Annotated in this window: 27 protein-coding genes and 2 riboswitches; of the genes, 14 read left to right on the forward strand and 13 right to left on the reverse strand. The window is 70.4% G+C overall.

Annotation, left to right across the window (positions count from 1 at the left end; translation table 11 throughout):
• Window positions 1-4 precede the first annotated feature (4 nt).
• A complete protein-coding gene (locus ACLJQ7_RS28100) occupies window positions 5-2449 on the reverse strand; it encodes a hypothetical protein (RefSeq protein WP_410651156.1) in 2445 nt (814 codons plus the stop codon).
• 89 nt (window positions 2450-2538) lie between these two features.
• Window positions 2539-2607, reverse strand: a riboswitch (cobalamin riboswitch).
• Between the two features lie 136 nt (window positions 2608-2743).
• A riboswitch (cobalamin riboswitch) is annotated at window positions 2744-2871 on the forward strand.
• A 30-nt stretch (window positions 2872-2901) separates the two neighbouring features.
• Between ACLJQ7_RS28100 and ACLJQ7_RS28105 the strand changes: the two genes are divergently transcribed.
• A complete protein-coding gene (locus tag ACLJQ7_RS28105) occupies window positions 2902-3906 on the forward strand; it encodes a prenyltransferase/squalene oxidase repeat-containing protein (RefSeq protein WP_410651157.1) in 1005 nt (334 codons plus the stop codon).
• A gap of 54 nt (window positions 3907-3960) precedes the next feature.
• Here the strand turns inward: ACLJQ7_RS28105 and ACLJQ7_RS28110 are convergent, their stop codons facing one another.
• Window positions 3961-6327 carry a helix-turn-helix transcriptional regulator gene (locus tag ACLJQ7_RS28110; RefSeq protein ID WP_410651158.1) on the reverse strand — a complete coding sequence of 789 codons (2367 nt, stop codon included), beginning with the start codon at window positions 6325-6327 and terminating at the stop codon, window positions 3961-3963.
• 48 nt (window positions 6328-6375) lie between these two features.
• Entirely contained in the window at window positions 6376-6972 is a 597-nt protein-coding gene (locus tag ACLJQ7_RS28115) for a QsdR family transcriptional regulator (protein ID WP_410651159.1), read from the reverse strand.
• Between the two features lie 140 nt (window positions 6973-7112).
• Between ACLJQ7_RS28115 and ACLJQ7_RS28120 the strand changes: the two genes are divergently transcribed.
• The 6 genes from ACLJQ7_RS28120 (at window position 7113) to ACLJQ7_RS28145 (ending at window position 12796) form a co-directional block, all read left to right on the forward strand.
• Complete coding sequence (locus ACLJQ7_RS28120) at window positions 7113-7970, forward strand: alpha/beta hydrolase family protein (RefSeq protein ID WP_410651160.1); 858 nt, start codon at window positions 7113-7115, stop codon at window positions 7968-7970.
• Window positions 7971-8029: 59 nt separating this feature from the next.
• Window positions 8030-8800 (forward strand): ABC transporter ATP-binding protein, encoded by a 771-nt coding sequence (locus ACLJQ7_RS28125; RefSeq protein WP_410651161.1) that lies wholly within the window; start codon window positions 8030-8032, stop codon window positions 8798-8800.
• A complete protein-coding gene (locus tag ACLJQ7_RS28130; protein ID WP_410651162.1) occupies window positions 8787-9491 on the forward strand; it encodes an ABC transporter ATP-binding protein in 705 nt (234 codons plus the stop codon). Before ACLJQ7_RS28125 ends, ACLJQ7_RS28130 begins: the two co-directional genes overlap by 14 nt.
• Window positions 9492-9610: 119 nt before the next feature.
• Window positions 9611-10489, forward strand: coding sequence for a branched-chain amino acid ABC transporter permease (locus tag ACLJQ7_RS28135; protein WP_410651163.1), 879 nt, complete (start codon window positions 9611-9613; stop codon window positions 10487-10489).
• 1 nt (window position 10490) lies between these two features.
• Complete coding sequence (locus ACLJQ7_RS28140) at window positions 10491-11492, forward strand: branched-chain amino acid ABC transporter permease (RefSeq protein WP_410651164.1); 1002 nt, start codon at window positions 10491-10493, stop codon at window positions 11490-11492.
• Window positions 11489-12796: an ABC transporter substrate-binding protein gene (locus ACLJQ7_RS28145; protein ID WP_410651165.1), complete on the forward strand. Its 1308-nt coding sequence runs from the start codon at window positions 11489-11491 to the stop codon at window positions 12794-12796. Before ACLJQ7_RS28140 ends, ACLJQ7_RS28145 begins: the two co-directional genes overlap by 4 nt.
• A 1-nt stretch (window position 12797) precedes the next feature.
• Here the strand turns inward: ACLJQ7_RS28145 and fahA are convergent, their stop codons facing one another.
• The 3 genes from fahA to ACLJQ7_RS28160 all read right to left on the reverse strand — a co-directional run bounded on the left by fahA (window position 12798) and on the right by ACLJQ7_RS28160 (window position 15426).
• Window positions 12798-13973 (reverse strand): fumarylacetoacetase, encoded by a 1176-nt coding sequence (gene fahA, locus ACLJQ7_RS28150; RefSeq protein WP_410651166.1) that lies wholly within the window; start codon window positions 13971-13973, stop codon window positions 12798-12800.
• Window positions 13970-14812, reverse strand: a complete 843-nt coding sequence (locus tag ACLJQ7_RS28155) for a hypothetical protein (RefSeq protein WP_410651167.1) — start codon at window positions 14810-14812, stop codon at window positions 13970-13972. The genes fahA and ACLJQ7_RS28155 overlap by 4 nt, the downstream gene beginning before the upstream one ends.
• Window positions 14813-14892: 80 nt before the next feature.
• Window positions 14893-15426 carry a MarR family winged helix-turn-helix transcriptional regulator gene (locus ACLJQ7_RS28160; protein ID WP_410651168.1) on the reverse strand — a complete coding sequence of 178 codons (534 nt, stop codon included), beginning with the start codon at window positions 15424-15426 and terminating at the stop codon, window positions 14893-14895.
• Window positions 15427-16070: 644 nt separating this feature from the next.
• Here ACLJQ7_RS28160 and ACLJQ7_RS28165 point away from each other — a divergent pair.
• From ACLJQ7_RS28165 to ACLJQ7_RS28175, 3 genes are read left to right on the forward strand one after another with little or no spacing between them, the layout of a single operon-like run.
• On the forward strand, window positions 16071-16688 hold the full coding sequence (locus ACLJQ7_RS28165) for a DUF1989 domain-containing protein (RefSeq protein ID WP_410651169.1): 618 nt from the start codon (window positions 16071-16073) through the stop codon (window positions 16686-16688).
• Window positions 16685-17809: a tRNA-dihydrouridine synthase gene (locus ACLJQ7_RS28170; RefSeq protein ID WP_410651170.1), complete on the forward strand. Its 1125-nt coding sequence runs from the start codon at window positions 16685-16687 to the stop codon at window positions 17807-17809. The genes ACLJQ7_RS28165 and ACLJQ7_RS28170 overlap by 4 nt, the downstream gene beginning before the upstream one ends.
• The gene (locus ACLJQ7_RS28175) at window positions 17806-18675 is read left to right on the forward strand and encodes a polysaccharide deacetylase family protein (protein WP_410651171.1); all 870 of its coding nucleotides are present in this window, start codon (window positions 17806-17808) and stop codon (window positions 18673-18675) included. The genes ACLJQ7_RS28170 and ACLJQ7_RS28175 overlap by 4 nt, the downstream gene beginning before the upstream one ends.
• Here ACLJQ7_RS28175 and ACLJQ7_RS28180 read toward each other — a convergent pair.
• Window positions 18663-20222, reverse strand: coding sequence for a helix-turn-helix domain-containing protein (locus ACLJQ7_RS28180; RefSeq protein WP_410651172.1), 1560 nt, complete (start codon window positions 20220-20222; stop codon window positions 18663-18665). The two genes, ACLJQ7_RS28175 and ACLJQ7_RS28180, sit on opposite strands and share 13 nt — an antisense overlap.
• A 117-nt stretch (window positions 20223-20339) precedes the next feature.
• Here ACLJQ7_RS28180 and ACLJQ7_RS28185 point away from each other — a divergent pair, with 117 nt between their 5' ends.
• The 3 genes from ACLJQ7_RS28185 to ACLJQ7_RS28195 are packed head-to-tail and all read left to right on the forward strand — an operon-like array spanning window position 20340 to window position 22827.
• Entirely contained in the window at window positions 20340-21557 is a 1218-nt protein-coding gene (locus ACLJQ7_RS28185) for a serine/threonine-protein kinase (protein ID WP_410651173.1), read from the forward strand.
• A 56-nt stretch (window positions 21558-21613) separates the two neighbouring features.
• The gene (locus ACLJQ7_RS28190) at window positions 21614-22240 is read left to right on the forward strand and encodes a ClpP family protease (protein ID WP_410651174.1); all 627 of its coding nucleotides are present in this window, start codon (window positions 21614-21616) and stop codon (window positions 22238-22240) included.
• Window positions 22237-22827, forward strand: a complete 591-nt coding sequence (locus ACLJQ7_RS28195; RefSeq protein ID WP_125795249.1) for a ClpP family protease — start codon at window positions 22237-22239, stop codon at window positions 22825-22827. The genes ACLJQ7_RS28190 and ACLJQ7_RS28195 overlap by 4 nt, the downstream gene beginning before the upstream one ends.
• Before the next feature lie 132 nt (window positions 22828-22959).
• On the opposite strand, the gene ACLJQ7_RS28200 is transcribed toward ACLJQ7_RS28195, so the two are convergent.
• Together ACLJQ7_RS28200 and ACLJQ7_RS28205 are read right to left on the reverse strand one after the other, a co-directional pair.
• Window positions 22960-23292, reverse strand: a complete 333-nt coding sequence (locus tag ACLJQ7_RS28200; protein WP_034316176.1) for a helix-turn-helix domain-containing protein — start codon at window positions 23290-23292, stop codon at window positions 22960-22962.
• Between the two features lie 45 nt (window positions 23293-23337).
• Window positions 23338-24282 carry a GlxA family transcriptional regulator gene (locus tag ACLJQ7_RS28205; RefSeq protein ID WP_410651175.1) on the reverse strand — a complete coding sequence of 315 codons (945 nt, stop codon included), beginning with the start codon at window positions 24280-24282 and terminating at the stop codon, window positions 23338-23340.
• Window positions 24283-24353: 71 nt separating this feature from the next.
• On the opposite strand from ACLJQ7_RS28205, the gene ACLJQ7_RS28210 reads away from it, so the two are divergent.
• A complete protein-coding gene (locus ACLJQ7_RS28210; protein ID WP_410651176.1) occupies window positions 24354-24689 on the forward strand; it encodes a cupin domain-containing protein in 336 nt (111 codons plus the stop codon).
• On the opposite strand, the gene ACLJQ7_RS28215 is transcribed toward ACLJQ7_RS28210, so the two are convergent.
• From ACLJQ7_RS28215 to ACLJQ7_RS28230, 4 genes are all read right to left on the reverse strand, one after another.
• Window positions 24674-25249: a dienelactone hydrolase family protein gene (locus tag ACLJQ7_RS28215; protein WP_410651177.1), complete on the reverse strand. Its 576-nt coding sequence runs from the start codon at window positions 25247-25249 to the stop codon at window positions 24674-24676. The two genes, ACLJQ7_RS28210 and ACLJQ7_RS28215, sit on opposite strands and share 16 nt — an antisense overlap.
• On the reverse strand, window positions 25246-25905 hold the full coding sequence (locus ACLJQ7_RS28220; protein WP_410651178.1) for a pentapeptide repeat-containing protein: 660 nt from the start codon (window positions 25903-25905) through the stop codon (window positions 25246-25248). Before ACLJQ7_RS28220 ends, ACLJQ7_RS28215 begins: the two co-directional genes overlap by 4 nt.
• 64 nt (window positions 25906-25969) lie before the next feature.
• Window positions 25970-26146, reverse strand: coding sequence for a CsbD family protein (locus tag ACLJQ7_RS28225; RefSeq protein WP_034316186.1), 177 nt, complete (start codon window positions 26144-26146; stop codon window positions 25970-25972).
• Between the two features lie 75 nt (window positions 26147-26221).
• Entirely contained in the window at window positions 26222-26428 is a 207-nt protein-coding gene (locus ACLJQ7_RS28230) for a hypothetical protein (RefSeq protein WP_410651179.1), read from the reverse strand.
• Window positions 26429-26739 lie beyond the last annotated feature (311 nt).

Raw genomic sequence — 26739 nt, forward strand, 5'->3', positions numbered from 1 at the left:
CTCTTCACGGTGTTGCCCCCTTTTTCTTGGTGAAACGACGAAGGACGAAAACCAGTGCGATCACGGTGAGCAGCAGCAGGACGGCCAGCCCGGCGAGCCCCCAGAGCAGCCATGACGGCGGGGAGCCGGACTGCTCCGCGGCCAGTACCGGCGTGGACGGATTCGCCTCGGTCAGCGGCAGCCGGACCGCGGGCGAGAGCGGCGAATCCGCCGCGGTGAGCCACGGTCGGCCAGCGACCCCTTGCGCGGCGGCCACACTGGTGGGGAAATCAGTCTCCCCGGCGGATCCCTTGGCCATACCGCCGTCGGGCTTGATCAGCTTGCCCAGTGACCGCGCGGTTCCGCTCGCGTCGAGGCCGGCGGTCTGCCGCGCGGCGGCGACGGCGGCGCTGAGCGCGACGTCCGGCTCCCCGCCCTCTCCGGTGACCATGCCCTCGCCGGTCGGCCGGACGCCGAGCGCGCCCACCGCGGAGACGAACGCAGACACGCGCCGCTCACTCCAGCCGTCCGGACGCCTGGACGGGGGCGCGTCGTCGGTGTGCGGGCGGGCGGACAGCGCGGTGACCGCGGCGGCGGTCGCGGCGAGGTCGCCGGAGCCGCATTCCACGGTGTCGAGGTGCTTCGGAAAGGTTCCGTCGGCGCACTGGCGCGAAAGGAGCAGTTCGACCGCGGGACCGGGATCGGCCGCGGTGGCGAGTACCGCCCAAGCGTGCCGCTCCACGGTCTCGTCGGCGTCGGCGAACGATCCCGTGTCGGTGAACTCGCCGTCGGCGCCGCGCAGTTTCACCAGATCGGCGCGCACCTGCCCGGCGATATCCGCCTTGGCGAATTCGGCGACGAGCACGAGTTTCGCGAGCGGTTCGGCATACGACGCCTCGCCCTGCTCGTACGGCGCGCCGTGGGCGTAGGCCTGTACGGCTTCCGGCTTCAGCAGGAACTGTGACGCGCGGGCGACCGAGTCCGGTTGCTGGTCCAACGCTCGCAGGGCCAGCACCACGTCGGCGGTGGCGTCGTGGTCGACGTAGGTCTTGCCGTCCTCGGTCACCTCGACGTGGTCACCGTCGATGAGCCGGTTCGCCAGGTAGGCGCCGAGGCGGGCGGCCGGTGTCGCCGCGTCCGGGGTGGCGATCGCCGTCGATGTCCGCACCCGGACGCCGGTGGACGTGCCTGCCTTTTTGGGCTTGGGCGGTGGCGTCACCGACTTCGTGACGGTGGTCGTCGTGGTGGGAGCCGGGTTGCCGCCGGTCGGCGGCTGAGTGTCGCCCTTCGCGAGCGAGTAGAAGCCGACCTGCGCCAACCCGAGCGAAGCCTGGGCACCCGCACGGATCCAGGTGTCGAGCCCGCTGATGCCGGACGCGCGCGCGTCCTCGTAGGCAGCCGGGTTGTAGGCGATCGCACCGAGATCGCCCGCGAGCTTGGTGCCTGCGTCGGCGGCGGCGTTCGCCTGCGCGGATTTGAGGAACCGCACGCCCTTGTCCACCGCCGCGTCCGCACCGCCCGCGTCGGCGAGCGCCTGGACGACCATGCCGGTGCTGTTGGTGTTCGGTGCCTCGGTGCCGACGCCGCCGCCCCAGCCACCACCGGGGGTCTGGTTCGCCTTGAGCCAGGAGACGGTCTTGGCGATCGGGGCGTCGAGGCCGGTCGCGCCCGCCTTCCGTGCGGCCAGCAGGGCCGAGAGCGCGAGACCGGTGGCGTCACCGTCGGTGGGGGAAAGGTCGAGCGGCTTCCCCTCGTCGCAGGTCGAAATCTTGCGGCCGTCCGGCGTGACGTGGTCGCCGGTCTCCTTTGTCGGGATGTCTTTGAACAAGAGGCGGAAGTAGCCCTCGGAACACTGCTGGGCCAGCAACCTGTCGATGGCGATCCGGTCGTTCTCGCCCGCCGCGGCGAGCCCGATGACGCCGAGCGCCTGGCCGAACGTGTTCGCGTCGTTGCTCACCGAGCCGGCGAGATCCGGATTTTTGGAGTAGTCGCTGATCCGGCCCTTGTCGGGGCCCTTGCGCATGATCGCGGCGTGGGTTTCGGCGACCAGGTCGTATCCGTCGACATCGCGCGGGTCCCGGCCGGAAACCTGGGCGGCGACCAGCGTCTTCGCCAGCGAGCCGCCGACGACGATCTTGTCGTATCCGGGCGCGGGAATGAGCTTTTCCCAGGTGAAGTAGTCGCTCGCGTGGCCTTCGTCGTCGAGGAACTTCATGATCGGCTCGGCCTTGGCGCCGTCGCCCGACGCGTACAGCGCGAAAAGCACGTCGAGCATCAGGCCGTGGTCGGGCAGTTCGCCGCCGAAGGGGTTCTCGAGCGTGCCGTCCGGCTTCAGCTTCGTCGCGAGCCAGCGGGAATTCGCCTTCGCGGCCCCGGGATCGTTCGCGGCGGTGGCCGTTCCGGTGAGCAGTGCGGCGACCACGCCGACGCTGACGGCGAACGCCAGTGCGGCGAGGGACCGGCGGCGCATGACTCCTCCTAGCGGCATGACGGAGGACAGGCGCGGACGCCGCGGTCACCCCTGCTTATCGCGACAGTGGTTCGTTCATCCGCCCGTTCGGTATCCCGGCTCGCCCCTGGTGAAGGGCCCACGGTTGCGCGACAGCGCCGGATTTCGACCGGCTTCCCCGTCACGGGCGGCGGTGTTCAGTTGTCGAGCGAGGCGAGGTTAACACTCGATCACCTCGGGCAGGCACCGCTGACCAGGTCGGTTGCGAGGATCACATCGCCGCCTCGCGCCCGGCGGTACCCCGGCGCTTGACCGGGATGAGACCCTTCGGTTCGTCCGATTCAGCGCGGTCGTGGGGGAAGTCCGGTGAGAGTCCGGCGCTGTCCCGCAACGGTGTGCCCTCCAGGCGAGCCCGGTCACCCACGTCGCGCGGTGTCACCGACTCCTGTCGTGGAAATGCGGGAAGGGTTCTCATGAGACGTTTGGTTTTCGCTGTCGTCATGCTGTGCGGCATCGGGCTGGTCGCCGCTCCGGCGGCGGCCGCCGGCACCCACAACAAGGCGGACGCCGCCTCGGGCTGGCTCGCCAGGCAGCTGACCGACGGGGAAAGGTTCGAGGCCGACTTCGGCGGCCAGAAGTTCCCCGACCAGGGTTTGACGATCGACGCGATCTTCGCGTTCGCCGCGGCCGGGGTGTCGGACACGAACGCGGGGAAGGCGATCGCCTGGCTGGCGAAGCCGGAGATCACCACCGGCTACGTCGGCAGCGGCACCGAGGCGTACGCGGGCGCGCACGCCAAACTGCTGCTCGCCGCGCAGGTTCGCGACAAGAACCCGGCGTCGTTCGGGGGCGTCGACGTGAAGGCGGGTCTGCTCTCGCTGCTGACGCCGTCCGGCCGGTTCTCCGACCGCTCCGAATACGGCGACTTCTCCAACGCCCTCTCTCAGTCACTCGCCTTGCTGGCGCTGGACCGCACCGGCGGCGCCCCCGCTCCGGCCGTGGCGTTCCTCGCGGGCACCCAGTGCCCCGACGGCGGTTTCCCGCTGAACTTCGGCGAGGCGACGTGCACGAGCGACGTCGACGCGACCGCGACGGTCGTGCAGGCCTTGCGCGCCACCGGTGACCCGGTGAACGCCGGCGAGGGCACCTCCTGGCTGGTCGGCAAGCAGCACGCGAACGGCGGCTTCGGTTTCGGCACCAACGCGCCGAACGCCAACAGCACCGGACTCGCCGCGCAGGCGCTGGCCGGGCATCGTCCCGCCGCCGCCGTCAAGGCGCGGGAATTCCTGCGGTCGCTGCAGACCGGCTGCGCCGGCGCCGAGGCGGACCGCGGCGCGATCGCCTACGACGCCACGGGCCTGAACCCGTCGACCGCCCCGCGCGCGACCGCGCAGGCGATCCTCGGCCTGGCCAGGGTTCCGCTGAGCGACCTGCACGGCGGCGGGCGTCCGCAGGCCCCGGTCCTCGCCTGCCCGTAACTCGCGTGATCAGAGGCGTAACACACGAGTTACGGCTTCGATCACGCGAGTTCGTCATTCCCCGGCGGCGACGCGGCGCGCGAGTTCCACGCGGGACCGCACCCCCAGTGCCGTGAAGATGTTCCGCAGGTGGTGATCCACCGTGCGATGGCTGATCACGAGCCGCCGCGCGATCTCCTTGTTCGTCTCCCCCGCCGCCACCAGCCGGGTGATGGCGTCCTGCTGTGGGGTGAGCCCGGCGAGCGATCGGTGCGGCACGTCGACGGTCTCGCCGGTGGCGCGCAGGCCGGCGCGGGCCCGTTCGGCGAACCGCTTCGCTCCGACGTTTTCGAAGCCGCGCAAGGCATCGCGGAACTGGTCGCGGGCGTCGCGGGTCCGCCGATGCCGTCGCAGCAGGGTGGCGTAGGCGAACCGGGTCCTGGCGAGTTCCATCGCGCCGCCTGCCCGCCGGTGCGCCTCGATGGCCAGGACGAAACGCCGCTCCGCCACACCGGGATCCGACGCGGTCAGCGCGTGACAGCGGTGGCTCAGCGCGAGCCAGCAGGGTTCCGCTCCCGCTAGGGTCCAGCGGTCGAACACCTCCAGCGCGGCCAGCGCGCGTTCGGGCCGCCCGGAACCGACGGCCGCCTCGACGAGTTGCGGGGTGGCCAGCACCCGGATCACCGGCTGGTCGCCGGAGACGCCCGAAGCGAGGTCTTCGAGCCTGCTCAACGCGTCGTCGGGCCGGTCTTCGGCCAGGTCCAGGCAGGCGTTCGCCCACGCGGCGACCGCGGCGGGCCTGCCGAGACCGCGTTCGGCGATGCCTTCGGCCGCTTCGTCCAGCTCCGGTACGCGGTCGCCGAGCAGTGCGGCGGCCAGCCCCAGCAACGTCAGATGCTCCATCCGCAGGTTGTGCGGTGCGCGCAGCCCGTCGCGGGACGCCGCCCGCGCACAGGGGATGCGGTCGAGCGCGATGGCCGAGAGCGACAGAGAGATCAGCGCCCACGGCAGTTCCGCGTGCCGTTTGCCCAGGCGCGCGCGGCTCACGGCCGCGGCCGCGTATTCGTGCGCCCGTTCGGCATGCCCGCGGGCGAAGGCCGCTTCGGCGGCCCAGACGGCCCCGGCGACGTCCGAGCCGGCCATCCCTTTGGCGACCGCGTCCTTCAGCGGAGTGACGGCGTCCTCGTGACGTCCGGCGTAAACCGAGGTCAGACCGTGGAAATGCGCGGACACCAGCCCGTCGTCCGCCGGGACCGTCCGGGCGAGGGCCCGGTAGCCGCTCAGGTCTCCGCCGAGCCTGCGGGCCTCGCCCGCCAGCAGGAGCGCGCCTGCCGGATCGGGCAGAAGTTCCGCCGCCGCGCCCAGTTCGTGGGTGGCGACGGCGGGATCGCCGTCGCGCAACTCGATCTCCCCGTGCAGCAACGCCACCGCGCCCGGTTCGGTGTCCACTTCGGACAGCAGCAGCCGGGCCCACCCCGGTCTGCCCGCCTGCCAGGCCGCGTCCGCCGCGGCCAGCAGCCGGGTCGCCCGTGTGGCCGGATCGGCGGTCAGGGCGGCTGAGCGTTCGAGCTGCCGCGCCGCGGCGGCGTGATCCACCGCCGGTGCCGCGGCGAGCGCGTCCGCGAGTGACTCGGACGGCGTGGCCGTCGCCATCGCGCGATGCCAGAGCGCGTCGGGGCCCTCCTCGGCGGAGGCCAGCAGCGCGTGCGCCGCCCTGCGGTCGACCGGGGACGCCGCCGCATACCAGGTCGCCTTCCTCGCGGAAACATCCATGCAGGTCATGAGAAACCGGAGACGTTCGTCGACCCGCATCGCGTCGAGCTCGGCCGTGTAGCGAGGCAGGCGCTCGCGCAGGATCGGCGAAACCGGCTCCCGCCCGGCCGCCTGCGCGGGCGTCAGCGAAGCCGCCAGCGCGACGAGGTCGGCGGGGTTCCCGTCGCCGAGTTCGACCAGCTGCGGGCGCACCCCGGCGGGCACGCCGCGGTCACGCAGCACCTGATCGGCGGCGGAATCGGTCAACGGCGGCAGCTCGACGGACTCGAACTCGTCGGATCCGGACCGCGAGGCGAGCACCATCCCGACCGGCGCGCCCGCCAGTCGTCTGGCGGCGAAACCCAGCGCCGCCAAGGACTCCGGATCGACCCAGTGGGCGTCGTCGATCCAGCAGATCGTCGGCGCCGAGACGGCACCGAGCCGGTCTCGCGCCTCCGCACCGCTGGAGACCGGCACGCCGAACATCCGGTGCAGGGCGCCGTAGGGCAGCTCGCGTTCCGCTCGCAGGCCCCGCACGCCGACGAGACGGACGCCGAGGGTGGCGCGCAGCGCGGTGAGCAGGGCCGACTTACCCAGGCCTTCCGCACCGCGGACCAGCACGGCGCGCCCGGCGACCGACCGCAGCCCGCCGAAGAGGTCGTCCCTCCCCCGCAGCGGGTACACAGGCATCGGCGCCTCCTCGAGATCCCTCTCGATGAAACACCAGGCGCAAGTGTTTCACAAGGTCCTCGCCGGCACCCGTCCTTCCACGAGCGCTCCGAGCAGCGTCGACGCCGCTTCGAGATCGGGCGTCCGGGCGGCGAGGACGTCCGAGTACAGGAACGCCTCCCCCAGCCGCACGATGGCGTAACACAGGCTGTCCAAGCCGACCGCGGGCACGAAACCGCCGTCCTCGACGTCGCGGCGGAGCAGCTCGACGTGTGCCGCGATCACCCTCGGCTGGACGCGTCCGTCCGGGTCGGTCAGCAGCCGGATCGCCAGCACCGGCTCGTCGTCGAGGAAGCGCCGGAACCCGGCACTCGCCGCCAGCACGGACCGGTACTCGCGCATGATCGAAAGACAGCGCAGTTCACCGGCCGCGTTGCGCACCACGTCGCCCTCTTCGCGCTCCCAGGTGCGTGCGGCGGCCGTCAGGGTGCGCTCGGACAGGTAGTAGAGGGCATCACCGAGCAGGTCTTCCCGGTTTCCGACGCGGCGGAACAGGGTGCTGCGCGAGATGCCCAGATCCTGGGCGAAGGCGGAGGTGTCGACGCGGACGCCGCGATCGATCCACCGCGCCGCCGTGCGGACTATGTCCTCGGCTGAGGGGTTCACGATCGCCGATCGTACGGGCGACCGGCCCGGCGGGAACGGCCGCGGATCAAGACTGGCGATTTCACCGATGCAGCGCACTCCGGCCGTTTGCCACAGTCCATCACCACGGACCGTGTTCAACGGCGAACGGAGACGGCACCATGCGTAGTACGACCCGGATCCTTTGTGGACTGGCCACCGTCGCGGCACTCACTGTCGCCCCCGCGGCCTACGCCGCCGAGAACCCCTACGAACGAGGACCCGACCCGACGGAAAGCAGCATCGAAGCGTCCCGCGGCTCGTTCGCGGTGTCGCAGACCTCCGTGTCGAGCCTGGCCGTCACCGGCTTCGGCGGCGGAACGATCTACTACCCCACCAGCACCGCGCAGGGCACGTTCGGCGCGGTCGCCATCTCGCCGGGGTTCACCGCGACCCAGTCGAGCATCGCGTGGATGGGCCCACGGCTGGCGTCGCAGGGCTTCGTGGTGTTCACGATCGACACCAACACGATCTACGACCAGCCCGACAGCCGCGGTGACCAGCTGCTGGCCGCACTCGACTACCTGACCCAGCGCAGCACCGTCCGCTCCCGCATCGACACCACCCGGCTCGCGGTGGCAGGCCACTCGATGGGCGGCGGCGGTTCGCTCGAAGCCGCGCAGGACCGGCCGTCGCTGCAGGCCGCGGTGCCGCTCGCGCCGTGGAACACGCGGAAGTCGTGGTCCTCGCTGCGGGTGCCGACGTTCGTCATCGGCGGCGAATCCGACACGGTCGCGCCGGTGTCGTCGCACTCGATCCCGTTCTACACCAGCATTCCCGCTACGGCGGAGAAGGCATACATGGAGCTGGACAACGCGAGCCACTTCTTCCCGAACACCGCAAACACCACGATGGCCAAGTACACGCTTTCGTGGCTGAAGCGGTTCGTGGACAACGACACCCGCTACGAGCAGTTCCTCTGCCCCGCCCCGGACGACCGCACGATCAGCGACTACCGGGACACGTGTCCGCACGCCTGAGCGTCAACGGTCCCGGCGCACCCGCGCCGGGACCTCCTCTCTCCGTTGGGAGTTCTTGCGTGACCCTGTCGACCTTCGAGATGTCCGGCGTGTCGGTGACCTTCGGTGGTCTCGTCGCCCTGTCGGACGTCTCCCTGACCGTCGCGCCGGGCCGGGTGCTCGGGGTGATCGGTCCGAACGGGGCGGGCAAGACCACGCTCTTCAACGTCGCGTGCGGTTTCGTCCGCCCGGACGCCGGCACCCTGACCTGGCGCGGAGCGGAGCTGCGGCGGCTGCGCCCCCATCATCTCGCCGGCCTCGGTATCGCCCGCAGCTTGCAGGAACTCGGTCTGTTCGACCGGATGACCGTGCTGGACAACGTCCTCGCGGGAGCGGGAAGGCACGCGAAATCCGGCTTCTGGTCCTCGTTGCTGGGGTGGACGAAGGACGAGAAGGCGTTGACCGAGCGCGCGATGGCTCAACTGGAGGCCTTCGACATCGCCGACGTCGCCCATCGCTATCCCGCGAGCCTTCCTTACCCGGTGCGGAAACGCGTCGCGCTGGCGCGAGCGCTGGTGAGCGAACCCGACCTGCTGCTCCTCGACGAACCGGCGGGCGGCCTGTCGTCGGCCGAGATCGACGAGGTCGGCGCGCTGGTCCGCGGCCTGACCGAACGCATGTCGGTGATGCTGGTGGAACACCATATGGATCTGGTGATGGGCGTCTGCGACGAGATCGTGGTGCTGGACTTCGGCAGGGTCATCGCCCGCGGCACCCCGGACGAGATCCGCGCGGATCCGGCGGTCCAGGCGGCCTACCTCGGCGAGGAGGTGGCCGGTGCTGACCGTTGAGAACCTTTCGGCGAGCTACGGCCCGGTGCGCGCGCTCGACTCCGTGAGCCTTTCGGCCGCGGAAGGCGAGATCACCGCGGTGCTCGGCGCGAACGGCGCGGGCAAGACCACTTTGCTGCGCACCATTTCCGGCCTGGTGCCGACGGCGGGCGGCAGCGTCTCGCTCGAGGGCAGGGACCTGAGCCGAGTGTCCACAGAGGACCTTCCAGCGCTGGGGCTGGCACACGTCCCCGAAAACCGCGGCGTGCTGGCCGAACTCACCGTCGAGGAGAACCTGCGGCTCGGCGCGCTCGGGGCACGCGGCCGGGCCACGGCGGCCGATCTCCGCCGGATCTACGACCTCTTCCCGGCGCTGGCCGACCGCAAGAACGGTCTCGCGCACGTCCTTTCCGGCGGGGAACGGCAGATGCTGGTCATCGGCCGCGCGCTGCTCTCCCGGCCGAAGGTGCTGCTGCTGGACGAACCGTCCTTGGGTCTCGCGCCCCGGATCGTGGCGCGGATCTTCGGCCTGCTGCGCGGTCTCGTGCACGACGAAGGGCTGGCCGTCGTGCTGGTCGAGCAGAACGCGCGCAGCGCGCTGTCCATCGCCGACCACGGCGTCGTGCTCAACCTCGGGCAGGTCGTCGTCCGGCGGGACGCGGCCGCGCTCGTCGAGGACGACGACCTCCGGCACGCCTACCTCGGATTCTGAAAGGGAGCTTCGTGCATCCGTGGTGTCGCCGACGGCCCGCCCGCGGAGGTTGCGAAAGCCACTTTCGCAACGCCCCGGGCACACCGCAGTAAATTCACCCCCGCTCTGAAAGGGAGCCTGTGCAACAACTGCTGACCACCGCGCTCACCGGCCTGACGCTGGGCGTGGTCTACGCCGCGTTCGCGCTGGCGCTCGTGCTCATCTGGCGGGCGACGCGGATCGTGAACTTCGCGCAGGCGCCGATGGCGATGATCACCACCTACCTGGCGCTGGTCCTGATCGACGCGGGCTGGTCGTACTGGGCCGGTTTCGCCGTGGCCCTCGCCTCTGGACTCGTACTCGGCGCGCTGGTGGAACGGTTCGTCGTCCGGTTCGTCGACGGCAAGGCCGAGATCAACGCCGTCATCCTCACCCTCGGGCTGTTCATCGTGTTGCACGCGCTGGCGGCGCTGGTGTTCGGCTCGCGGTACCGGTCGTTCCCGGCGCCGTTCGGGCTCACCGGTTTCCGGGTCGGTGACACGACGATCGCGCTGACCGGATTCGGCGTGTTCACCATCGCGGCCGTCGGCGTCGTGCTGATCGGGCTCGTGCTGTTGTTCCGTGGTACCGATCTGGGCCTGCGGATGCGGGCCGCGGCCTTCGACCGGGAGGTGGCCCGCCTGCTCGGCGTGCGGGTCGGGCGGATGCTCACCCTCGGCTGGGCGCTGGCCGCGCTCGCCGGTTCGCTGTCCGGTCTGCTGATCGCCGGCGGCGGTCTCGTCCATCCGTCCTATATGGACGGTGTGGTGGTGTACGGTTTCGTCGCCGCCGTGCTCGGCGGGCTGGACAGCCCGGTCGGCGCGGTCGTCGGCGGCGTCGTCCTCGGCCTGTCGCTGAGTTTGGTGAGCGGCTACGTCGGCTCGGAACTCGTCCCGCTCGCCGCGCTGGCGCTGCTCATGGTGGTGCTGCTCCTGAAGCCCGGTGGCCTGTTCGCGAACGTCCGTGAACGGAGGGTCTGACGTGCCACGCCGTTCTCTGCTGAGCGCGCTCGCCGCGCTGCTCGTCGTCGTGCTGGTCCTGGAGAACTCCGGGCCGTTCCTCACCTCGCAGCTCACCACGATGGCGTACTTCGCGATCGCGGCGGGCGGCCTGACCGTCCTGACCGGACTCAACGGGCAGCTGTCGCTCGGGCACGGCGCCTTGATGGCCGTCGGGGCGTACTCGACGGCGCTCCTGCTGAAGTCGGAATTCCTTCCGCTGCCGGTGATCCTGGTGCTGGCGATGGTGATCACGCTGGCCGTCGGGGCCCTCGTGGGCGTCGCCGCCGCCAGGCTGCACGGGCCGTATCTCGCCGGGGCGACGCTCGCGCTCGCCGTCGCCGTCCCCGGGATCCCGTTGTTCTTCGGCGAAGCGCTCGGCGGCGAGCAGGGCTTGCCCGTGCGGATGCCGGAGATCCCCGTCTGGCTGGCGGACGCCGCGTACTTCGTCACCGGGCAGGAACTCACGTCGATCCGTTATCTCGCCTACCTTTCCTGGCTCGCGGTGATCATCGTGTTCGTGCTGCTGGCGAACCTGGCCCGCGGCCGAGTCGGACGCGATTGGCGGGCGGTGCGCGACGAGGACGTGGCCGCCGAACTCGCCGGGATCGACCTCGGCCGCACACGGGTGCGGGCGTTCGTCGTCAGCTCGGGATGCGCGGGGCTGGCCGGAGCGCTGATGGCGTTGTCGGCGCGGCTGGCGGCGCCGAGCGGGTTCGCGCTGACGTTGTCGCTGCTGCTGGTGTCCGCGGTGGTGCTCGGCGGTCTCGGGAGCCTGACCGGAGCGCTCGCCGGCGCCGCGCTGCTGACCTTCCTGCCGCCGCTGGTGACCGGCGCGGGAACGGATCTCGGCCTCTCCGACGTCCAGGCCGCGCATCTGGCGCCGTTGATCTACGGCCTGGTCACCGTCCTGATCGTGCTGCTCGCACCGGCCGGTCTCGCCGGCGGGCTGCGGAAACTCATCCACCGGAGGAGAACCTCATGAAACGCTGGACCAAGGCCGTGGCCGTCTTCCTGGCCGTCACGGTCACCGCCGCCTGCGGTGCGGGCGGCAGACCCGAGACCGAGCAGAAGGGCTCGACGGTCGGCGTCACCGACACGACCATCAAGATCGGCGCGCATTTCCCGCTGACCGGCGTCGCCGCGCCGGGCTACAGCGAGATCCCGAGCGGTCATCAGGCCTACTACGACTACGTGAACGCGAACGGCGGCGTCGACGGCCGCAAGATCGAGTTCGTGGTGAAGGACGACGGCTACAACCCGACCACCACGAGCGCGGTCACCGACGAACTGGTGCTCAAGGAGGAGATCTTCGCGATGGTCGGCGGCCTCGGCACGCCGACGCACAGCGCCGTCGTCGACTTCCTGAACAACTCCAAGGTGCCGGACCTGTTCGTGTCGTCGGGTTCGCTGCGCTGGGGCGACGATCCGCAGAAGGTACCGTTCACCTTCGGCTGGCAGCCGGACTACGAGATCGAAGGCAAGATCATCGGCGACTGGGTGCGGAAGAACCTGCCGAACGCCAAGGTCGGCCTATTCCTCCAGGACGACGACTTCGGCCGCGACGGCGAGAAGGGGGCCCGGCGGTACCTCGGCCAGCAGATCGTGGAGGTCGCGAAGTACTCCCCGGGCAACACCGACATCGCGCCGCAGATCGCGAAGCTCAAGGCCGCGGGCGTGGATCTGGTGCTGGGCTTCACCGTTCCGTCGTACACCGCGCTCTCCCAGCTGGCGTCGCTGAAGATCGGTTTCGAACCGAAGTGGTTCTACAGCAACGTCGGCTCCGATCCCGCGCTCGTCGGTTCCCTGCTCGCGCGGTTCTCCGAAGGCAAGGTCACCAACGGCGCGTCACTCATCGACGGCGTGGTCACCACCGAGTACCTGCCCGGCGTCGACGCGCCGGACAACGCGTGGACGAAGCTGTGGCAGAACGTCTGGAAGGCGCACGGCAAGGGCGGCGACCTGACGAACTACCGCATCTACGGGATGGCGCAGGCGTACACGTTCGTCCAGGCGTTGCGGGCGGCCGGCAAGGACCTGACGCGCGAGCGCCTCGTCGAAGTGATCCAGCAGTCCGGGAAGACGTTCGAGGGACCGGGTCTGGCGCCGTTCCGCTACTCCGGTGACAGCCACCTGGGCATCTCCGGAATGTCGGTGGTGGAACTCCAGGGAGGCGTCGGCAAGGATCTGACGCCGGTCCTGGTGACCGACCTCGGCGACGCACCCATCAAGGCGGACGACTCCGCCGCGAACGACGGGCCGCCGCCCAACGGGATTCCGGGTAGCTGACTCACAGTGCGGGCAGCACGCGTCCCCGCACCTCGCCGAACCCGATCCGCGAGCCGTTCGCGCCGGGCGCGGTGCCGGTGATCACGACCTCGTCGCCGTCCAGCAGGAAGGTGCGCTCCTCCCCCTTGACCGTGAGAGGTTCCTTGCCGCCCCAGGACAGTTCGAGGAACGCGCCGCGCTGATGCTTCTCCGGCCCGGAGATCGTGCCGGAACCGTACAGGTCGCCCGTGCGCGAGGAGGCGCCGTTGACCGTCAGGTGCGCGAGCATCTGGGCGGGCGACCAGTACATCTCGCGGAACGGCGGGCGGCTGACCTCCTCGCCGTTCCAGGCGATGACGAGATCGATGTCGAGCCCCCACGGGTCGCTTTCCCGCAGGTACGGCAGCGGTTCCGGATCCGTCTGGCCGGGCAGCGGGATCCGCGCGGCTTCCAGCGCCAGGATCGGCACCACCCAGGGGGAGATCGACGTCGCGAAGCTCTTGCCGAGGTGCGGGCCCAGCGGGACGTATTCCCACGCCTGGATGTCGCGGGCCGACCAGTCGTTGAGCAGGACCGCGCCGAAAACGTGTCGGGGGAAGGAATCCGGGGTGATCGGGGTGTTCAGCGGGGTTCCGGTGCCGACGATGAATCCCATCTCGGCCTCGATGTCGAGCCGTGTGCTCGGCCCGAACACCGGCGCCGTTTCGGCCGGGGCCTTGCGCTGGCCGCTCGGGCGCACGATGTCCGTGCCGGAGACCAGGACCGTGCCGGACCGTCCGTGGTAGCCGACGGGGAGATGCTTCCAGTTGGGCAGCAAAGGTTCCGCGTCGGGGCGGAAGAGCCTGCCGACGTTCGAGGCGTGGTGTTCGGAGGCGTAGAAGTCGACGTAGTCCGCGACCTCGATCGGCAGGTGCAGGGTCACCCGTTCGATCGCGTGGACCGCGCCGTCGGGGACCTCGCCGGCGACCAGCTCGCGGATCCGCTCCCGGACCGCCACCCAGCGGTCGTATCCCTGCGCCATGAACGGGTTCAGTGTCGGCGCGGCGAACACGTCGTCGCCGAGCGCCGCGGCCAGGTCGAGAACGGAGTCGCCGACGCGCACGCCGACGCGCGGGGAGCCGCCGTCGACGGAGAACACGCCGTACGGCAGGTTGTCGATCCCGAACAGCGAGCCTGCGGGGATGTCGATCGTGGTCATGCCTCTCCTCGGGGCGCCTCGAGCAGGCCGAGTCCGGCCAGTTCGGTCAGGGGGTCGGTGATGCTGCAGGTGCCGAACGACGTGAAGGCCGCGCGGAGGGCGGCGACGCGATCCGCGTCCAGCTCCCGAAGTCGTCCGGCGATGACTGCGCCGTCTCGTTCGGCGAGAACGGCTTCGGCGTCGCCATCGGTGAGGACGGCTTCGACGGCGAGCATCAGATTGAGGAAGCCGTGCTGTTCGAAACCGGTCTCCGGATCGGTGTTGCGGAGGGCGTGGTGCAGCCCGGCGGTAGCCTTGAACGGAACACCCGCCCCGATGGCCGCCCGCACCGAGGCGGCGAGTTCCGCTTCGCCGGGGTACAGATCGGCACGGACGCCACCGGTGCGGAACTTCGCGTGGTGACCGGTTCCGGAAAGGGCGGTCAGCAACGGGACACGTCGCTCGTCGCGCGGGATCTCGACGAAGACCGGTGCGGTGGCGCGGGAAATTCCGGCGAGCACCTCGTCCGGGCCCATCCCCTCGGGGACGGCGATCTCGAGCGCGTCGAGTTTCACCGGGAGCTTCTTCACGGCGTCGAGCACGCCATCGAGCTGCGCGGGGCCGCCAGGCAGGGTCACCGAGATCGGCAGCGGGGTCGCCCGGTCCCCCAGCACTTCGGCGAGGTCACCGAGCGCGGTGGCGGCGATGACGAGCGGGCCGACGAGGCGGGCATACCAAGCATCGAGGTGTTCGTCGTGTGCCGCGACGGCGTCCGGCAGCGGGGCCAGACCAGGCGGGAACACCGCGGCGTCGTCGCACAGCCCGGCGAAGAGCGCGGGAATCCGTCCGCCGTCCGCCATGGTCTTCTCCTCGCCGATTTAGTTCACGCTTTTACTACCCATCGAGCAGCGTAGTCCGGTCCTCCGCACGGCGGGAAGGCCTACTTACGACTGCGGGTGCCGAACTCGGCGCGGCTCGTGATCAGCTTGCCCAGCAGCATGACGAGGATGCGCTGTTCGGTCTCGGTCAGCGCGTTCGTCCAGCCGAATTCGCGTTCGTTGTGCTCACGGAAGACCGCGACCATCTCGGCGTGCCCGGCCTCGGTCAGCGACAACCGCACCGAACGGCCGTCGCGCTCGTCCGGGACCCGATGGAGCATCCCCTCCGCGACCAGCGTCTTGACCAGATTCGACACCGCCGCCCGGCTCATCCCGGTCAGCCGGGCGGCACTGGTCGGTTCGAGCGGCCCGGCGAGCCAGACCACGAACAGCAGCCGGAACGCCGACCACGACCGGCCGCGTGGCCGGTGCACCGCGGCTTCGAGATCGTAAGTCACCAGGTCGGAGGCACGATTGAGGGTCAGCAGCACCTCGGTCGCCAGCTGGTGACGGAAGCCGTACTCGTGCGCGAGCCGACGGTTGGCCAGCGCCACGAACGACCAGAAGTCGAGCCCGGCCGCGTCCACGTCTTCCATCGCCGAACACTAACCCCGCACCGCGAAAGTGGTCAAAGTCGAAACTACTTTTTGAGGGTTGTCTTCTAGGCTCTGGCTGCGGGGCGACGTTGCGAAAGTGGCTTTCGCAACCTGCCCCGGGGAGACCATTGTGCCGAACGTTGGGCTCCTCTCCCGCGGGGACCTTGGGTGCCTTCTGGGCTCTGGCTGCGGCGCGACGTTGCGAAAGCCACTTTCACAACGCTGAAGGTTGCGAAAGTGGCTTTCGCAACCCGCCCCCAGGGAGACCGTCCCGCCAGACGTTGGGCTTCTCTCCCGCAGGACCTTGGATGCCTTCCGGGTGCTAGCTACCGCGCGACGTTGCGAAAGCCACTTTCGCAACGTTGAAGGTTGCGAAAGTGGCTTTCGCAACCCGACCCCGGGGAGACCATCGCACCGAACGTTGGACTCCTCCCCCAGGGGCGCGCAGGGAGCCTTCACGCGCGACCGGCCTGCGGCTCCCGATCAGCGCCCACGCGAACCCGGAAGGTAGCGAAGGAGGCCTTCACCGGATCCAGCACCAGAGCCCACCAGAACACCGCACCTGTAGATTCCTCCATCCAAGCCCGCCAATCATGGATGTTTCTCCATAGCGAGCCGACCACGACGACCTGTTTGCTGAAGGCATGAGCAGAACGGAAGTGCCACCAGGGACCGCCAAAGCCGTCCGGGTGGCCGCAGGGGATCTGGTGCGGGTGATCGACGCCGACGGCGCTCAGGTCGGCGACGTCTTCGCCTTCCGGGACGACAGCGGGACCGAACTGACCGAGCACCACAGTGCGGCGCACACCCGCGCCGGAATCGACCGGCTGTTCCCCGCGGTCGGCGAGTCCTTCCTGACCGACCTGCGCCGCCCGATCCTGACGCTGGTCGAAGACACCTCGCCCGGCGAGCACGACATGCTCATCCCGGCGTGCGACCCGGCCCGGTACGCCGCGCTGGGGGTTCCGGGCCACCGGTCCTGCGCCGCGAACCTGCGTGAGGCGCTGGCAGCCGAAGGTCTGGGCTTCACGGGCCCGACGCCGCAGCCGATCAACGTCTTCATGCGCGTCCTGGTCGGCGAGGACGGACGCCTGCACTGGCTGACCGCGAACTCGCGGCCCGGCGACGCGGTGACCCTGCGCGCCGAGATGGACTGCGTCGTCGTGGTCTCCGCCTGCCCCCAGGATCTCGTCCGGATCAGCGACGCCGGACTCTCCCCGCTCGCCATCGAAACCGTCCACAATGGAGGAACCAGCTCATGACCACCACCACTGTCGAACACCCCGCGCTGGCCCCGGTCACGCTCGGCGGCCTCGCGCTGCGCAACCGCTACGCCGTCGCCCCCATGACCCGCGTCTCGGCAGGCCCCGACGGCATCCCGACCGGCGAGATGGCCGACTACTACGCCGAATTCGCCCGTGGCGGCTTCGGGCTGGTGTTCAGCGAGGGCACCTACCCCGACAGCGCCGCCAGCCAGGGTTATCTCAACCAGCCGGGCCTCGCGCGAGACGAGCACGTCGCGGGCTGGCGTTTGGTCACCGCCGGAGTTCGCGCGGCGGGCGGGCGGATGATCGCCCAGCTCATGCATGCCGGGGCGATCTCCCAGGGCAATCCGCATCTGGAGCACACCGTCGCTCCGTCGGCCGTCCAGCCGCGCGGGGAGATGATGCGCGCGTACGGCGGCTCCGGGCCGTGGCCGGTTCCCCGCGAACTGACCACCGCCGAGATCGACGACGTCGTCGACGGATTCGCGGCCGCGGCCGTGCGTGCCCGTCAGGCCGGGTTCGACGGCGTCGAGGTGCACGCGGCCAACGGGTACCTCCTCGACCAGTTCCTCACCGACTACACCAACCACCGCACGGACTCCTACGGCGGACCGGTCGCGAACCGGATCCGGCTGACCGCCCGTGTCGTGACCGCCGTCGCCGAGGCCGTGCCGGAGCTGGTGACCGGTGTGCGGCTGTCGCAGACGAAGGTCAACGACTTCACCTACCGCTGGCCCGGCGGCCGCGACGACGCCGAGGTGATCTTCACCGCGGTCGCCGAGGCAGGCGCGCAGTACCTCCACATCGCTAGCGAGGGCCGGAACTGGCTCGAGACGGCGAAGCTGGCCGACGGCGGCACCATCACCGCTCTCGCCCGGCAGGTCACCGGGTTGCCGGTGATCGCCAACGGCGGGATGCACGACCTCACGCAGGCGCACGAGGTGCTCACCGGCGGGCACGCGGACCTGCTCTCACTCGGGCACGGCGCGCTGGCCAACCCCGATCTGCCCGCCCGCGTCGCGGCGGCGGAACCCCTGGCCGGATTCGACCGGGCGATGGTCTCCCCGACGGTCACGGTGGCGAACGCGCGCCGCTGGCGGGAGAGTCGGCAAGCGTGACGGAATCCAGCTGGCACGGCGGCGCGGCCGCGGTGGCGACCCTGACCTTCGACGTGGACGCGGAGTCCCCGATCCTCGCGCGAGGACGGGGTTACGCCGACCACCTCTCGACCATGTCCCATCAGGCGTACGGGCCACGGGTCGGGGTGCCGCGCATCCTCGACCTGCTCGACGAAGTGGCCGTGCCCGCGACGTTCTTCGTGCCGGGCTGGGTCGCCGAACAGCGGCCCGGCCTCGCCGCCGCGATCGTGGAGCGCGGGCACGAAGTGGCCCATCACTCCTACAGTCATCGCCCGCCGACCGCGATGACCGCCGCCGAGCAGCGTGCCGATTTCGAACGGGGCATGGCGGTCTTCGCCGCGCAGGGCATCGAGATCAGCGGGCATCGCGCGGCGGGCTGGGAGTCCACTTGGGACACTCCGGCGCTGGTGGCCGAACACGGGTTGAGCTACGACTCGTCGCTGATGGCCGACGACCGGCCGTACCTGCTCGAAACCGGGGCGGGCCGGATCGCGGAGCTGCCGGTGCACTGGTCGCTCGACGACTGGGAGCAGTACGCCTTCCTTCCCGCGCCGCAGATCGGCTCGGTGATCACGTCCCCGGTGCGGGTGCTGGAGCTGTGGCGCGCGGAGCTGGACGCGATGCGCCGCTACCGATGCCTGTTCAACCTGTGCCTGCACCCGTTCCTGTCGGGCAGGCCGGGACGACTGGCCGCCGTGCGCTCGCTCATCGAGTTCGGGCTCGGGCTCGGCGACGTCCGCTTCGCCCGGTGCCGTGACGTGGCGGCCGCGGCGCTGGCCGACCCTGCTTTACCCGTGGAACCCCTGCGGCGCCTCGAAATCGATCCGGCGGTCTATCCGGACTGAGCAGCCTCCAGCGCCAGGAACAGGTCGACCCGGTCCGCGGTCCGCCCGACGTCGCGGCCGGTCAGCTCAGTGACCTTGGCGAGCCGGTTGCGCAAGGTGTTGACGTGCACGTACAGCGCCGCGGCGGTGGCCGCCCACTGACCGTCGTGGTCGAGGAACGCCCGCAGGGTCGTCTCCAGCTCGCCGTCGCGGACGCGGTCGTGCTCGCGCAGCGGGCCGAGCAGGGCGTCGGCGAAGGTGTGCCGCCACTGCTCGTCGTGCGACTCCAGCAGCAGCCGGTAGCTGCCCAGTTCGGCGAAACTCGCCGCGACCGGGCCGCTACGCCTGCCCCGGAGCACACGGCAGGCTTCGCGGCTGCGCGACAACGGCACGCGCAGTTCGGCCGCGCCGGAAACGGGATCGGCGAGGCCGACGACCACTCGCCCTCCGGCGAGGCGGTGCGACACCGCCGCCGCCAGTCGCGGCGCGAAGGCGGCGGGCGACTGCCGTCCCGAACGGAACGGCAGCACCGCGACGACGTCCTGGCTGCCCGCCGCCACGACCGCGGGCAGCCCGTCCGTCAGCAGGAAATCCGTCACGGCCTCCGCCATCCCCGCCCGCGTCGCGGCGTCGTCACCCGCGAACGCCAGCGCGATCACCGCCAGCGGCCCGTCCGGGTCGACGCCGAAGGCACGCAACCTGCCGGGCACTTCGGCGGCGCGCTGCGCGCCGGACAGCACCATGTCCAGCAGTTCGACGGCGAACCGCATCTCGATCGCCTGTACCGCCTGGTGCCGGGCCACCTCCAGGCTGAGGTAGCGGGCGGTCTGCTCCAGCGCGTCCCGCTCCTCGCGCGACAGGTCGGCCACGGGCCGCAGGCACAGCAGCGCGGCGTCCGCGTCGCCGATCGCGCCGACCGGGAACAACGCCGCCCGCGTCCCCGCGCCGAGATCCGCCTCCAGCGGCGGCGGATGCCCGGCCAGCGCCTCCGCGGCGGCACGCGACTGCCCGGCGTCCAGTCCGGTACCGGCGGACGCGAGTTCCCGGCCCATCCGGTCCACGACCGCCAGCGGAAGCTCGTGCTCACGACGGAGGACCGCGAGCACGCCGGACGCGCCCGCACCTCGCGACAGCGCCGAGGTCAGCTCGTCCCCCCGGCGTACCAGCGACATCAACGCGTTCTGCCGGTCCGTGGCCTGGATCGCCGCCGCGGCACGGGTGACCGCCGTGAACGGCACCGCCACCGAGATCTCCAGCAAGGGCAGCCCGGCTTCCCGGCAGGCGCCGGCGAGTTCCGGGGGAGTTTCGCGTTGCTCCACGCGCAGGCCGAAGATGATCCCCGCCGCTCCGGCGCCGCCCACCCGCGCGACGAACTCCGCCGGGGCGACGCGGTCCAGCCACAGGCCGTTGGTCAGCACGACCTCGTGTTCGCGCACGTACGGCCCGGGGTCGGGGAGCTCGGTGTTGTGCACCCACAGCACCTGCTCGGTCAGCGCCCCGTCGTGGCCGGGGACGATCACCCGGAGTTCGAGAGCCGGATCGTCGACCAGGGCCGCCAAGGTCAGCATGACTGTGAATATATCCAGCCAGGTACGTCCTTTATGGATGAACGGCCATTTCATCGTTTTGTCATGAGCACTGGCTAGCGTCCCTCGAAGACCCTTCAGGATTCGAGGAGAACCACTGTGACGGCAGTTTCCCGCACGATCGCCGAGCGCTACACCCTGCTCGAGGAGCTGGGTCGCGACGGGACGGCCGTGCTGTGGCGTGCCGAGGACGGGCCGGACGGCGCCCAGGTCGCGATCAAGGAACTGCGGCTTCCCACCCACGAGCCCGCCCTCGTGGAGCGGCTCCAGCGGGAAGCCCGTGTCTCCGTGGATCACCCGGCGGTGGTGCCCGTCCACGATGTCGTGGTCGCGGACGGGACGGCGTTCATCGTGATGGATCCGGTGGAGGCCCGGACGCTGGAGGAGCTGGCGTCCTCGGGTCCGCTGCCGCCGCGGTTCGTGGCCGAAATCGGCGGGAAGGTGCTCGGCGCGCTCGCCGCCGCGCACAGGGCGGGGATCGTGCACGGGGACGTGCGGCCCGCGAACATCCTGGTGGGTCCCGACGGCGCGGTGAAGCTGATCGGCTTCGGTATCGCCAAGGCACTCGACCCGGCAGGCACCCCCGCGTTCCTCGCCCCCGAAACGATCGCCGGACACGAAGGCACTCCCCACTCCGATCTCTGGTCGCTCGGCGTGACCTTGCTCAGCGCGAGCGAGGGCGGGAACTTCTTCCAGCGGGCGAACGTCGCGGCCACGCTGTACGCCGTCGTCAACGAGCAGCCGCCCTGCAACCGGACGAACGGGCCGCTCGCGGACGTCCTCCGCGGGCTGCTGGCGAAAGCGCCCCAAGCGCGGCTGCTGCCGGATCACGCGCTCCCGCTGCTGGCCCAGGCCGCGAGCGGGATCGAAACCCCTGTGCCGATCCTGCCCGCGCCGACGCGCCCCGGACTGACCACGCCCTCCGTTTTCGCGGTCCTGGCGGGGGTGGCGGGCATGGTGCTCGGCTTCGCCCTGCTCGCGAACGCGATGCTGATGCACCAGGCGTACTACTTCTTCGAGTTCGCGCATCTGTCGATCACGGTGGGAGACCTCAGCTTGATCTTCGCCGGAGTGGCCGCGGTCGCGGGTGGCGCGAGCCTGCTCGCCAGGGTCCGGGCGGGGCAGATCATGCTCAGCGTCTCCGCGCTGCTGACGCTGCTCTCGCTGTGCCTGCTGACCTTCATCGGCGAGGAACGGATGCACCTCGGCCTTCCGGTCCAGCCGGGCCTCACCATCGACCTGCTCGTCCTCGTCTTCGCCGTCGTCCTGGCGGGAGTGGTCTGGCTGGTCCCGGTCAAGCGCCCTGCTGTGGGCTGATCCGCTCACAGCAGAGAAACCGGCGGACGGCCGGGCCCCGGCGGCATCGTCGGGGCATGACCGACTACGAGAAGCAGCCACTCTTCGACCAACGGCTCCGGGAACGGTTCTTCAGCCAGCGCGTCCTGGTCCTCGACGGCGCGCTCGACGACGACAACGGGACGGTCCTCACCACCCAGCTGCTGTCACTGGCGAGCGAGGATCCGCGCAAGGACATCGCGTTGTGGATCCACTCGCCGGGCGGTTCGGTCCCCTCGATGCTGGCCATCCGCGATGTGATGCGGCTCGTGCCGTGCGACGTCGCCACCCTCGCGCTGGGGCTGGCGTGCAGTGCCGGCCAGTTCCTGCTTTCGGCGGGCACCCCGGGCAAACGGTTCGCCCTGCCGCACGCCCGGATCCTGATGCACCAGGGTTCGTCGGGCATCGGCGGCTCGGCCGTCGAGGTGGAGGTGCAAGCGGACGACCTGCGCTACACGCGGGACACGGTGCTCGGTCTCATCGCCGACGACACCGGGCAGCCCATCGACCGGATCTTCGCCGACTCCCTCCACGATCGCTGGTTCACCACCGGGCAGGCGCGCGAATACGGCTTCATCGACCACATCGTCGAGCGCCTCGACCAAGTCGTCCCCGTCCGCACGCACAAACTCGGCCTCGGCACGGAAAGGGGTGCGGGCGCATGAGCACCTACACCATCCCCAACGTCATCTCCCGCAGTCCCGCCGGCGAGCGGATCATGGACGTCTACTCGCATCTGCTGTCGGAACGGATCATCTATCTCGGGACCGCGATCGACTCCGGCGTGGCGAACGCGCTGATCACGCAGCTGCTGTACCTGGAGGCGGACAACCCCGAGCAGGAGATCAACCTCTACATCAACACCGAGGGCGGCGACCCGTCGGCGATGCTCGCGCTGTACGACACAATGCGTTTCATCAAGGCGCCGGTGGCGACGACCTGTGTCGGCCAGGCCGTCGCGGCGGGCGCGATCCTGCTGGCCGCGGGCGAGGCCGGGCACCGGTTCGTGCTGCCCCACACCCGGGTGGTGCTGCACCAGCCCGCCGCGCAGGGCCGCGGCACCATCCCGGACCTCATCCTCCAGGCCGACGAAGTCGTGCGGGTGCGGACGCAGCTGGAGGAGATCCTTTCCGCGCACACGGGCCGGTCCGTCTCCGATCTCCGGCACGACACCGACCGGGACCGCGTGTTCGACGCGGCGGGCGCGGTCGCGTACGGGCTCGCGGACCGTGTTCTCGACGAGCGTGCTTAGTGCCTGTTGGCGGAGCTGAGATGTGTCCGGAAGGGGGGACCATATGGCAGGGCGCACTGTCCGCATCGGCGAGGGGATGACCAGCAGCGCCCTGCCGACGTCGATCGCGGTCGCGGGTTCACCAACAGACACTTAGGCAGCCATGAGCACGGGCCCTCGCGGGCGGCGGCCGACCGCGAGACCCGTGCTGCCGCCCCGGCTGATCGTGCCCGCGATACCGAAGAGCAGGTCCGCCAGGTCGAGCCCGAGCGCGCCGGTGACCGCGGCGATCATTTCGCTGGACGGTTCCTTGCGGCCACGTTCGATCTCGGAGAGGTACTGCGGCGAGATCCCGGCGCGTTCCGCGACGTCGACGAGGCGGCCGCCCTGGTCCTCCCTCGCGGCGCGCAGGCTCTTGCCCAGCACGTCACGCCACAGCGGCTCCGGTTCGGGACGCTTCTGGTGGAAAGGGAGGATGTCCGCCATACGATCATCGTGACATTCCGCCGGGGCGTGCGTGCGCCGTTCCGCTCAAGGCGAAACCGAGCCGCGGAAAGCGCGCCGGTACGCGCCCGGCGTCGTGCCGACCTGATCGCGGAACCGCCGCCGGAGGTTCACCGCCGACGTCAGCCCGACGCGGGCCGCGATCACCTCCACCGGCAGACCGGTCTCCTCCAGCAGGGTGCGTGCCTCGGTCACTCGTCGCGTCAGCAGCCAGACGCCCGGCGTGGTGCCGAGCTGATCGGCGAAGCGCCGGGCGAGCGTGCGAGGCGAAACGTTGAGGTGAGCGGCAAGATCGCCCACCGACAACGGCGTCCCGAGGCGTTCGCCCGCCCACGCGAGGAGCCCGTCCAGCTCGTCGCCGGGCGGCGGGGCCGGCACGAACTGCGCCTGCCCGCCGTCACGGTGCGGCGGCATCACCATGTGCCGGGCGACCAGCGCGGCGTGCGCGGCCCCGTGATCGCGCCGGACCAGGTGCAGGCAGAGATCGATCCCCGCGCCGGCCCCGGCGCTCGTGGCGACGTCGCCGTGGTCCACGTAGAGCACGTCCGGTTCCACCCGGACCTGAGGGAACTCTTCCTGCAGCTGGGAAGCACGCGCCCAGTGCGTGGTCGCCGCCCGGCCGTCCAGCAGCCCGGTGCGGGCCAGCGCGAAAACGCCGGAACAGATCGTGACGAGCCGCGCTCCCCTGGCGTGCGCGCGCAGGAGCGCCTTGCGCACAGGAGCTGTCAGGGGTGCCTCCACCGGGGACCAGCCGGGGATGAGCACGGTGTCGGCGCCCGCCAGCGCGGACAGGCCCCGGGTCACGGACATGGCGTACCCGGCCGTGGTCGGCACCGGACCGGGGTTCTCCGTGCAGACGTCGAATTCGTAGTACCGCGGCACCCCGGCGCGTTCCGTGCCGAAGACCTCGGCGGCCATCCCGAGTTCGAAGGTCGACTGCACCGGTCGCACCAGTGCCATCACGCGATGCATGGCAAGAAAGTACCCCATGATGTCTTCCCGGACACTGTCCGGCGGCGGGGCGGTGGCGGCACCCTGAGGTCATGCACCCAGAGATCCTCGCCCAAGAGGGCTACACTTCCGTCTCTGTCAAGGAATCCCCCGTTCGCGAGCTGTTCCCCGGCATCCGGCTGCGTCCACTGTGGACAGGAGGGGACGGCGCGCACGCCAACGTGCTGGAAATGGATCCCGGCGCCTCGTGGCCGCACCGCGACGTCCACGAACCTGGCCCTGAAGAGGTGTTCGTCGTCTCGGGCACCTTCAACGACGGCGCGCGCGACTATGCGGCAGGGACCTTCCTGCACGCTCCGGCCGGTTCGTGGCACGTGCCCGCGTCGACGGCCGGGTGCACGCTCTTCCTCTTCTATCCGGAGGGCTGAACCGCCAGGAACGCCAGAATCCGTTGCCAGGTCAGGGTCGCCGCCTCTTCGTGATGGTCCGGCAGACTGCTGTCGGTGTAGAAGTGACCCGCGCCGGGGTAAGTAAACACCCGCGCGTCGGCACCGGATCGCGTCGCCGCATCGAGCCAGCCGGGGAGCGCGGCAGGCGGGGCGAAGTCGTCCGGATCTGCCGCGTGGAGCTGGATCGGCAAGCCCTCGCGGACTTTCGCGGGCAGGTCGGCGAGCGCGTGGAGCAGGAGCACGCCGGCGGTGGCGGGCCGGTGCGGGAGCAGGCCGGCGGCCACGACGGCGCCCATCGACATCCCGGCCAGCACGGTGTCGTCGGGCAGCCGCGTCGCGGCGTCGAGCGCACGGTCCGCGATGGTGGGCCACCCGATCCGGTCCTTCAGCGCGAAGCCGTCTTCGAGCGTGGCGGCGGTCTCGCCACCGTAGAGATCGGGCGTGGTGACCTCGTAGCCGGCGGCGCGCAGCCGGTCCGCGGCGGCCAGCTCGGCTCGCCGCAACCCCAGCACCGAGTGGAACAGCACGACGTGGGTCATCCGACGACCGACAATCCGCTCTCGGTCGCGAGGATTCCCGCGACCGAGACGGCCTGTTCGCCGGTGATCTTCGCGCCGCGCAGGGTCAACAGGCCGCGGACGCCGGACAGGCGCGAACCGCGGAGATCGCATCCCACGGCGGCGGTCGCCGCGAACTCCGTTCCGGTGAACTCGCAGTCCACAAAGGTCAGTCGCGACAGATCGCCGGAGAAGACCGTCTCCCGGAACGAACATCCGGAGAACACGGCCGAACCCTTCACCCGTTCGACCGTCACCGACGCGTAGTCGAACCGCGCGTTCTCGACGTACAGATCGGTCGCGGAGGTGATCGCCACCCCCAGCCCGATCGCACGGCAGCGAAGGATTTCGACCCGGCGGGCCGTCAGTTCGCGGATCGCCGCGTTGGAGAGGTCGACGCCTTCGAGGATCACGTCGGAGAGGGTCAACCTGTCGAGCCGGGAGTTCGCCAGGCTCACCTCCGAGACGAGGGAACGCACGATCTCGCCGCCGCCGCGGACCCCGTCCTGGTCACCACCGTCGAGGTGGACCGAGTCGAAGTCGAAATCGCCCCGGAACACGGCGGGCTCGCTTTCGAGGTCGTCGCGCTCGACCGACGGGCGCCGCACCTTGACGCCGTCGACATCCCGGAGGTCCATGATCCGGACGGTACCGCAGCGGCTCGCGCGTGAAGGAGTCCTTCACGCGCGAGCCGCTCGCAAATCAGTCCCGAACGCCCTTCACGGCGTCCTTGATCTTCTCGCCGGCCTGCTTGACGTTGGCCTTGCCCTGCTCAGCCTTGCCTTCGGCCTGCCACTGCTCGTTGTCCGTGGCGTTACCGGCGGCTTCCTTCGCCTTGCCCTTGAGTTCATCGATCTTGTTCTCGGCCTTGTCGTTCATCATGGCCTCCCTTCGTTGTCCGCTGCCTCCGGGTTACCCGCCCGCGGGCAGACGAAACGGCGGATCCGCTGTGGTTCATCTCTCGCTACCCGTGTGGTCGCACGGATACACCGTCTTCGCGACGGCGGCCTCGCAGGCCGGGCAGTTGTTCACCGGCCGCTCGCGACGGCCCCAATACGGATGGGTGGCCCCGCAGAGCGCCGTGACCGGCTCGCCGAGGCCGGGGCCCGGATTGCACACAGGACAGTAGGCGTGGGCCGCCCGTTCGACTTCGGCCGTCATCCGCCACCTCCGGATACAGGTCGTCGTACTTACCTTCGGTCCTGTACAGGGTACGGCGGTGTGCACCGGCCGTTGTTTCGGCAATTCGCGAACACGCCGGTTTCCAGCAGCCGATCGAAGGAATAATCGGATTTCTCTCGCCACTTACCTCGGCATTACCGGCACATTTACTTACTGGTCTTTTCGAGTGATCAACTCCCGGGATCACTTTCCGGCAAGGACAACCGCACGGGATACCGCTAGCATCGCACCGTTCCCCGGACAGATTCGGCACGTCCTGTTCGCACTGTCTGCCTCATTCACGACTTTAG

Origin of the sequence: Amycolatopsis sp. cmx-4-54 (assembly GCF_046548895.1) — a bacterium.
In the GTDB taxonomy this organism is placed as follows: domain Bacteria; phylum Actinomycetota; class Actinomycetes; order Mycobacteriales; family Pseudonocardiaceae; genus Amycolatopsis.

What these genes read in the sequence shown, in the direction of transcription:
- ACLJQ7_RS28100 (WP_410651156.1), bottom strand. Translation starts at nt 2,449, where the DNA reads ATGCGCCGCCGGTCCCTCGCCGCACTGGCGTTCGCCGTCAGCGTCGGC.
- ACLJQ7_RS28105 (WP_410651157.1), top strand. Translation starts at nt 2,902, where the DNA reads ATGAGACGTTTGGTTTTCGCTGTCGTCATGCTGTGCGGCATCGGGCTG.
- ACLJQ7_RS28110 (WP_410651158.1), bottom strand. Translation starts at nt 6,327, where the DNA reads ATGCCTGTGTACCCGCTGCGGGGGAGGGACGACCTCTTCGGCGGGCTG.
- ACLJQ7_RS28120 (WP_410651160.1), top strand. Translation starts at nt 7,113, where the DNA reads ATGCGTAGTACGACCCGGATCCTTTGTGGACTGGCCACCGTCGCGGCA.
- ACLJQ7_RS28145 (WP_410651165.1), top strand. Translation starts at nt 11,489, where the DNA reads ATGAAACGCTGGACCAAGGCCGTGGCCGTCTTCCTGGCCGTCACGGTC.
- fahA (WP_410651166.1), bottom strand. Translation starts at nt 13,973, where the DNA reads ATGACCACGATCGACATCCCCGCAGGCTCGCTGTTCGGGATCGACAAC.
- ACLJQ7_RS28155 (WP_410651167.1), bottom strand. Translation starts at nt 14,812, where the DNA reads ATGGCGGACGGCGGACGGATTCCCGCGCTCTTCGCCGGGCTGTGCGAC.
- ACLJQ7_RS28160 (WP_410651168.1), bottom strand. Translation starts at nt 15,426, where the DNA reads ATGGAAGACGTGGACGCGGCCGGGCTCGACTTCTGGTCGTTCGTGGCG.
- ACLJQ7_RS28165 (WP_410651169.1), top strand. Translation starts at nt 16,071, where the DNA reads ATGAGCAGAACGGAAGTGCCACCAGGGACCGCCAAAGCCGTCCGGGTG.
- ACLJQ7_RS28170 (WP_410651170.1), top strand. Translation starts at nt 16,685, where the DNA reads ATGACCACCACCACTGTCGAACACCCCGCGCTGGCCCCGGTCACGCTC.
- ACLJQ7_RS28180 (WP_410651172.1), bottom strand. Translation starts at nt 20,222, where the DNA reads ATGCTGACCTTGGCGGCCCTGGTCGACGATCCGGCTCTCGAACTCCGG.
- ACLJQ7_RS28190 (WP_410651174.1), top strand. Translation starts at nt 21,614, where the DNA reads ATGACCGACTACGAGAAGCAGCCACTCTTCGACCAACGGCTCCGGGAA.
- ACLJQ7_RS28195 (WP_125795249.1), top strand. Translation starts at nt 22,237, where the DNA reads ATGAGCACCTACACCATCCCCAACGTCATCTCCCGCAGTCCCGCCGGC.
- ACLJQ7_RS28200 (WP_034316176.1), bottom strand. Translation starts at nt 23,292, where the DNA reads ATGGCGGACATCCTCCCTTTCCACCAGAAGCGTCCCGAACCGGAGCCG.
- ACLJQ7_RS28205 (WP_410651175.1), bottom strand. Translation starts at nt 24,282, where the DNA reads ATGCATCGCGTGATGGCACTGGTGCGACCGGTGCAGTCGACCTTCGAA.
- ACLJQ7_RS28210 (WP_410651176.1), top strand. Translation starts at nt 24,354, where the DNA reads ATGCACCCAGAGATCCTCGCCCAAGAGGGCTACACTTCCGTCTCTGTC.
- ACLJQ7_RS28215 (WP_410651177.1), bottom strand. Translation starts at nt 25,249, where the DNA reads ATGACCCACGTCGTGCTGTTCCACTCGGTGCTGGGGTTGCGGCGAGCC.
- ACLJQ7_RS28220 (WP_410651178.1), bottom strand. Translation starts at nt 25,905, where the DNA reads ATGGACCTCCGGGATGTCGACGGCGTCAAGGTGCGGCGCCCGTCGGTC.
- ACLJQ7_RS28225 (WP_034316186.1), bottom strand. Translation starts at nt 26,146, where the DNA reads ATGAACGACAAGGCCGAGAACAAGATCGATGAACTCAAGGGCAAGGCG.
- ACLJQ7_RS28230 (WP_410651179.1), bottom strand. Translation starts at nt 26,428, where the DNA reads ATGACGGCCGAAGTCGAACGGGCGGCCCACGCCTACTGTCCTGTGTGC.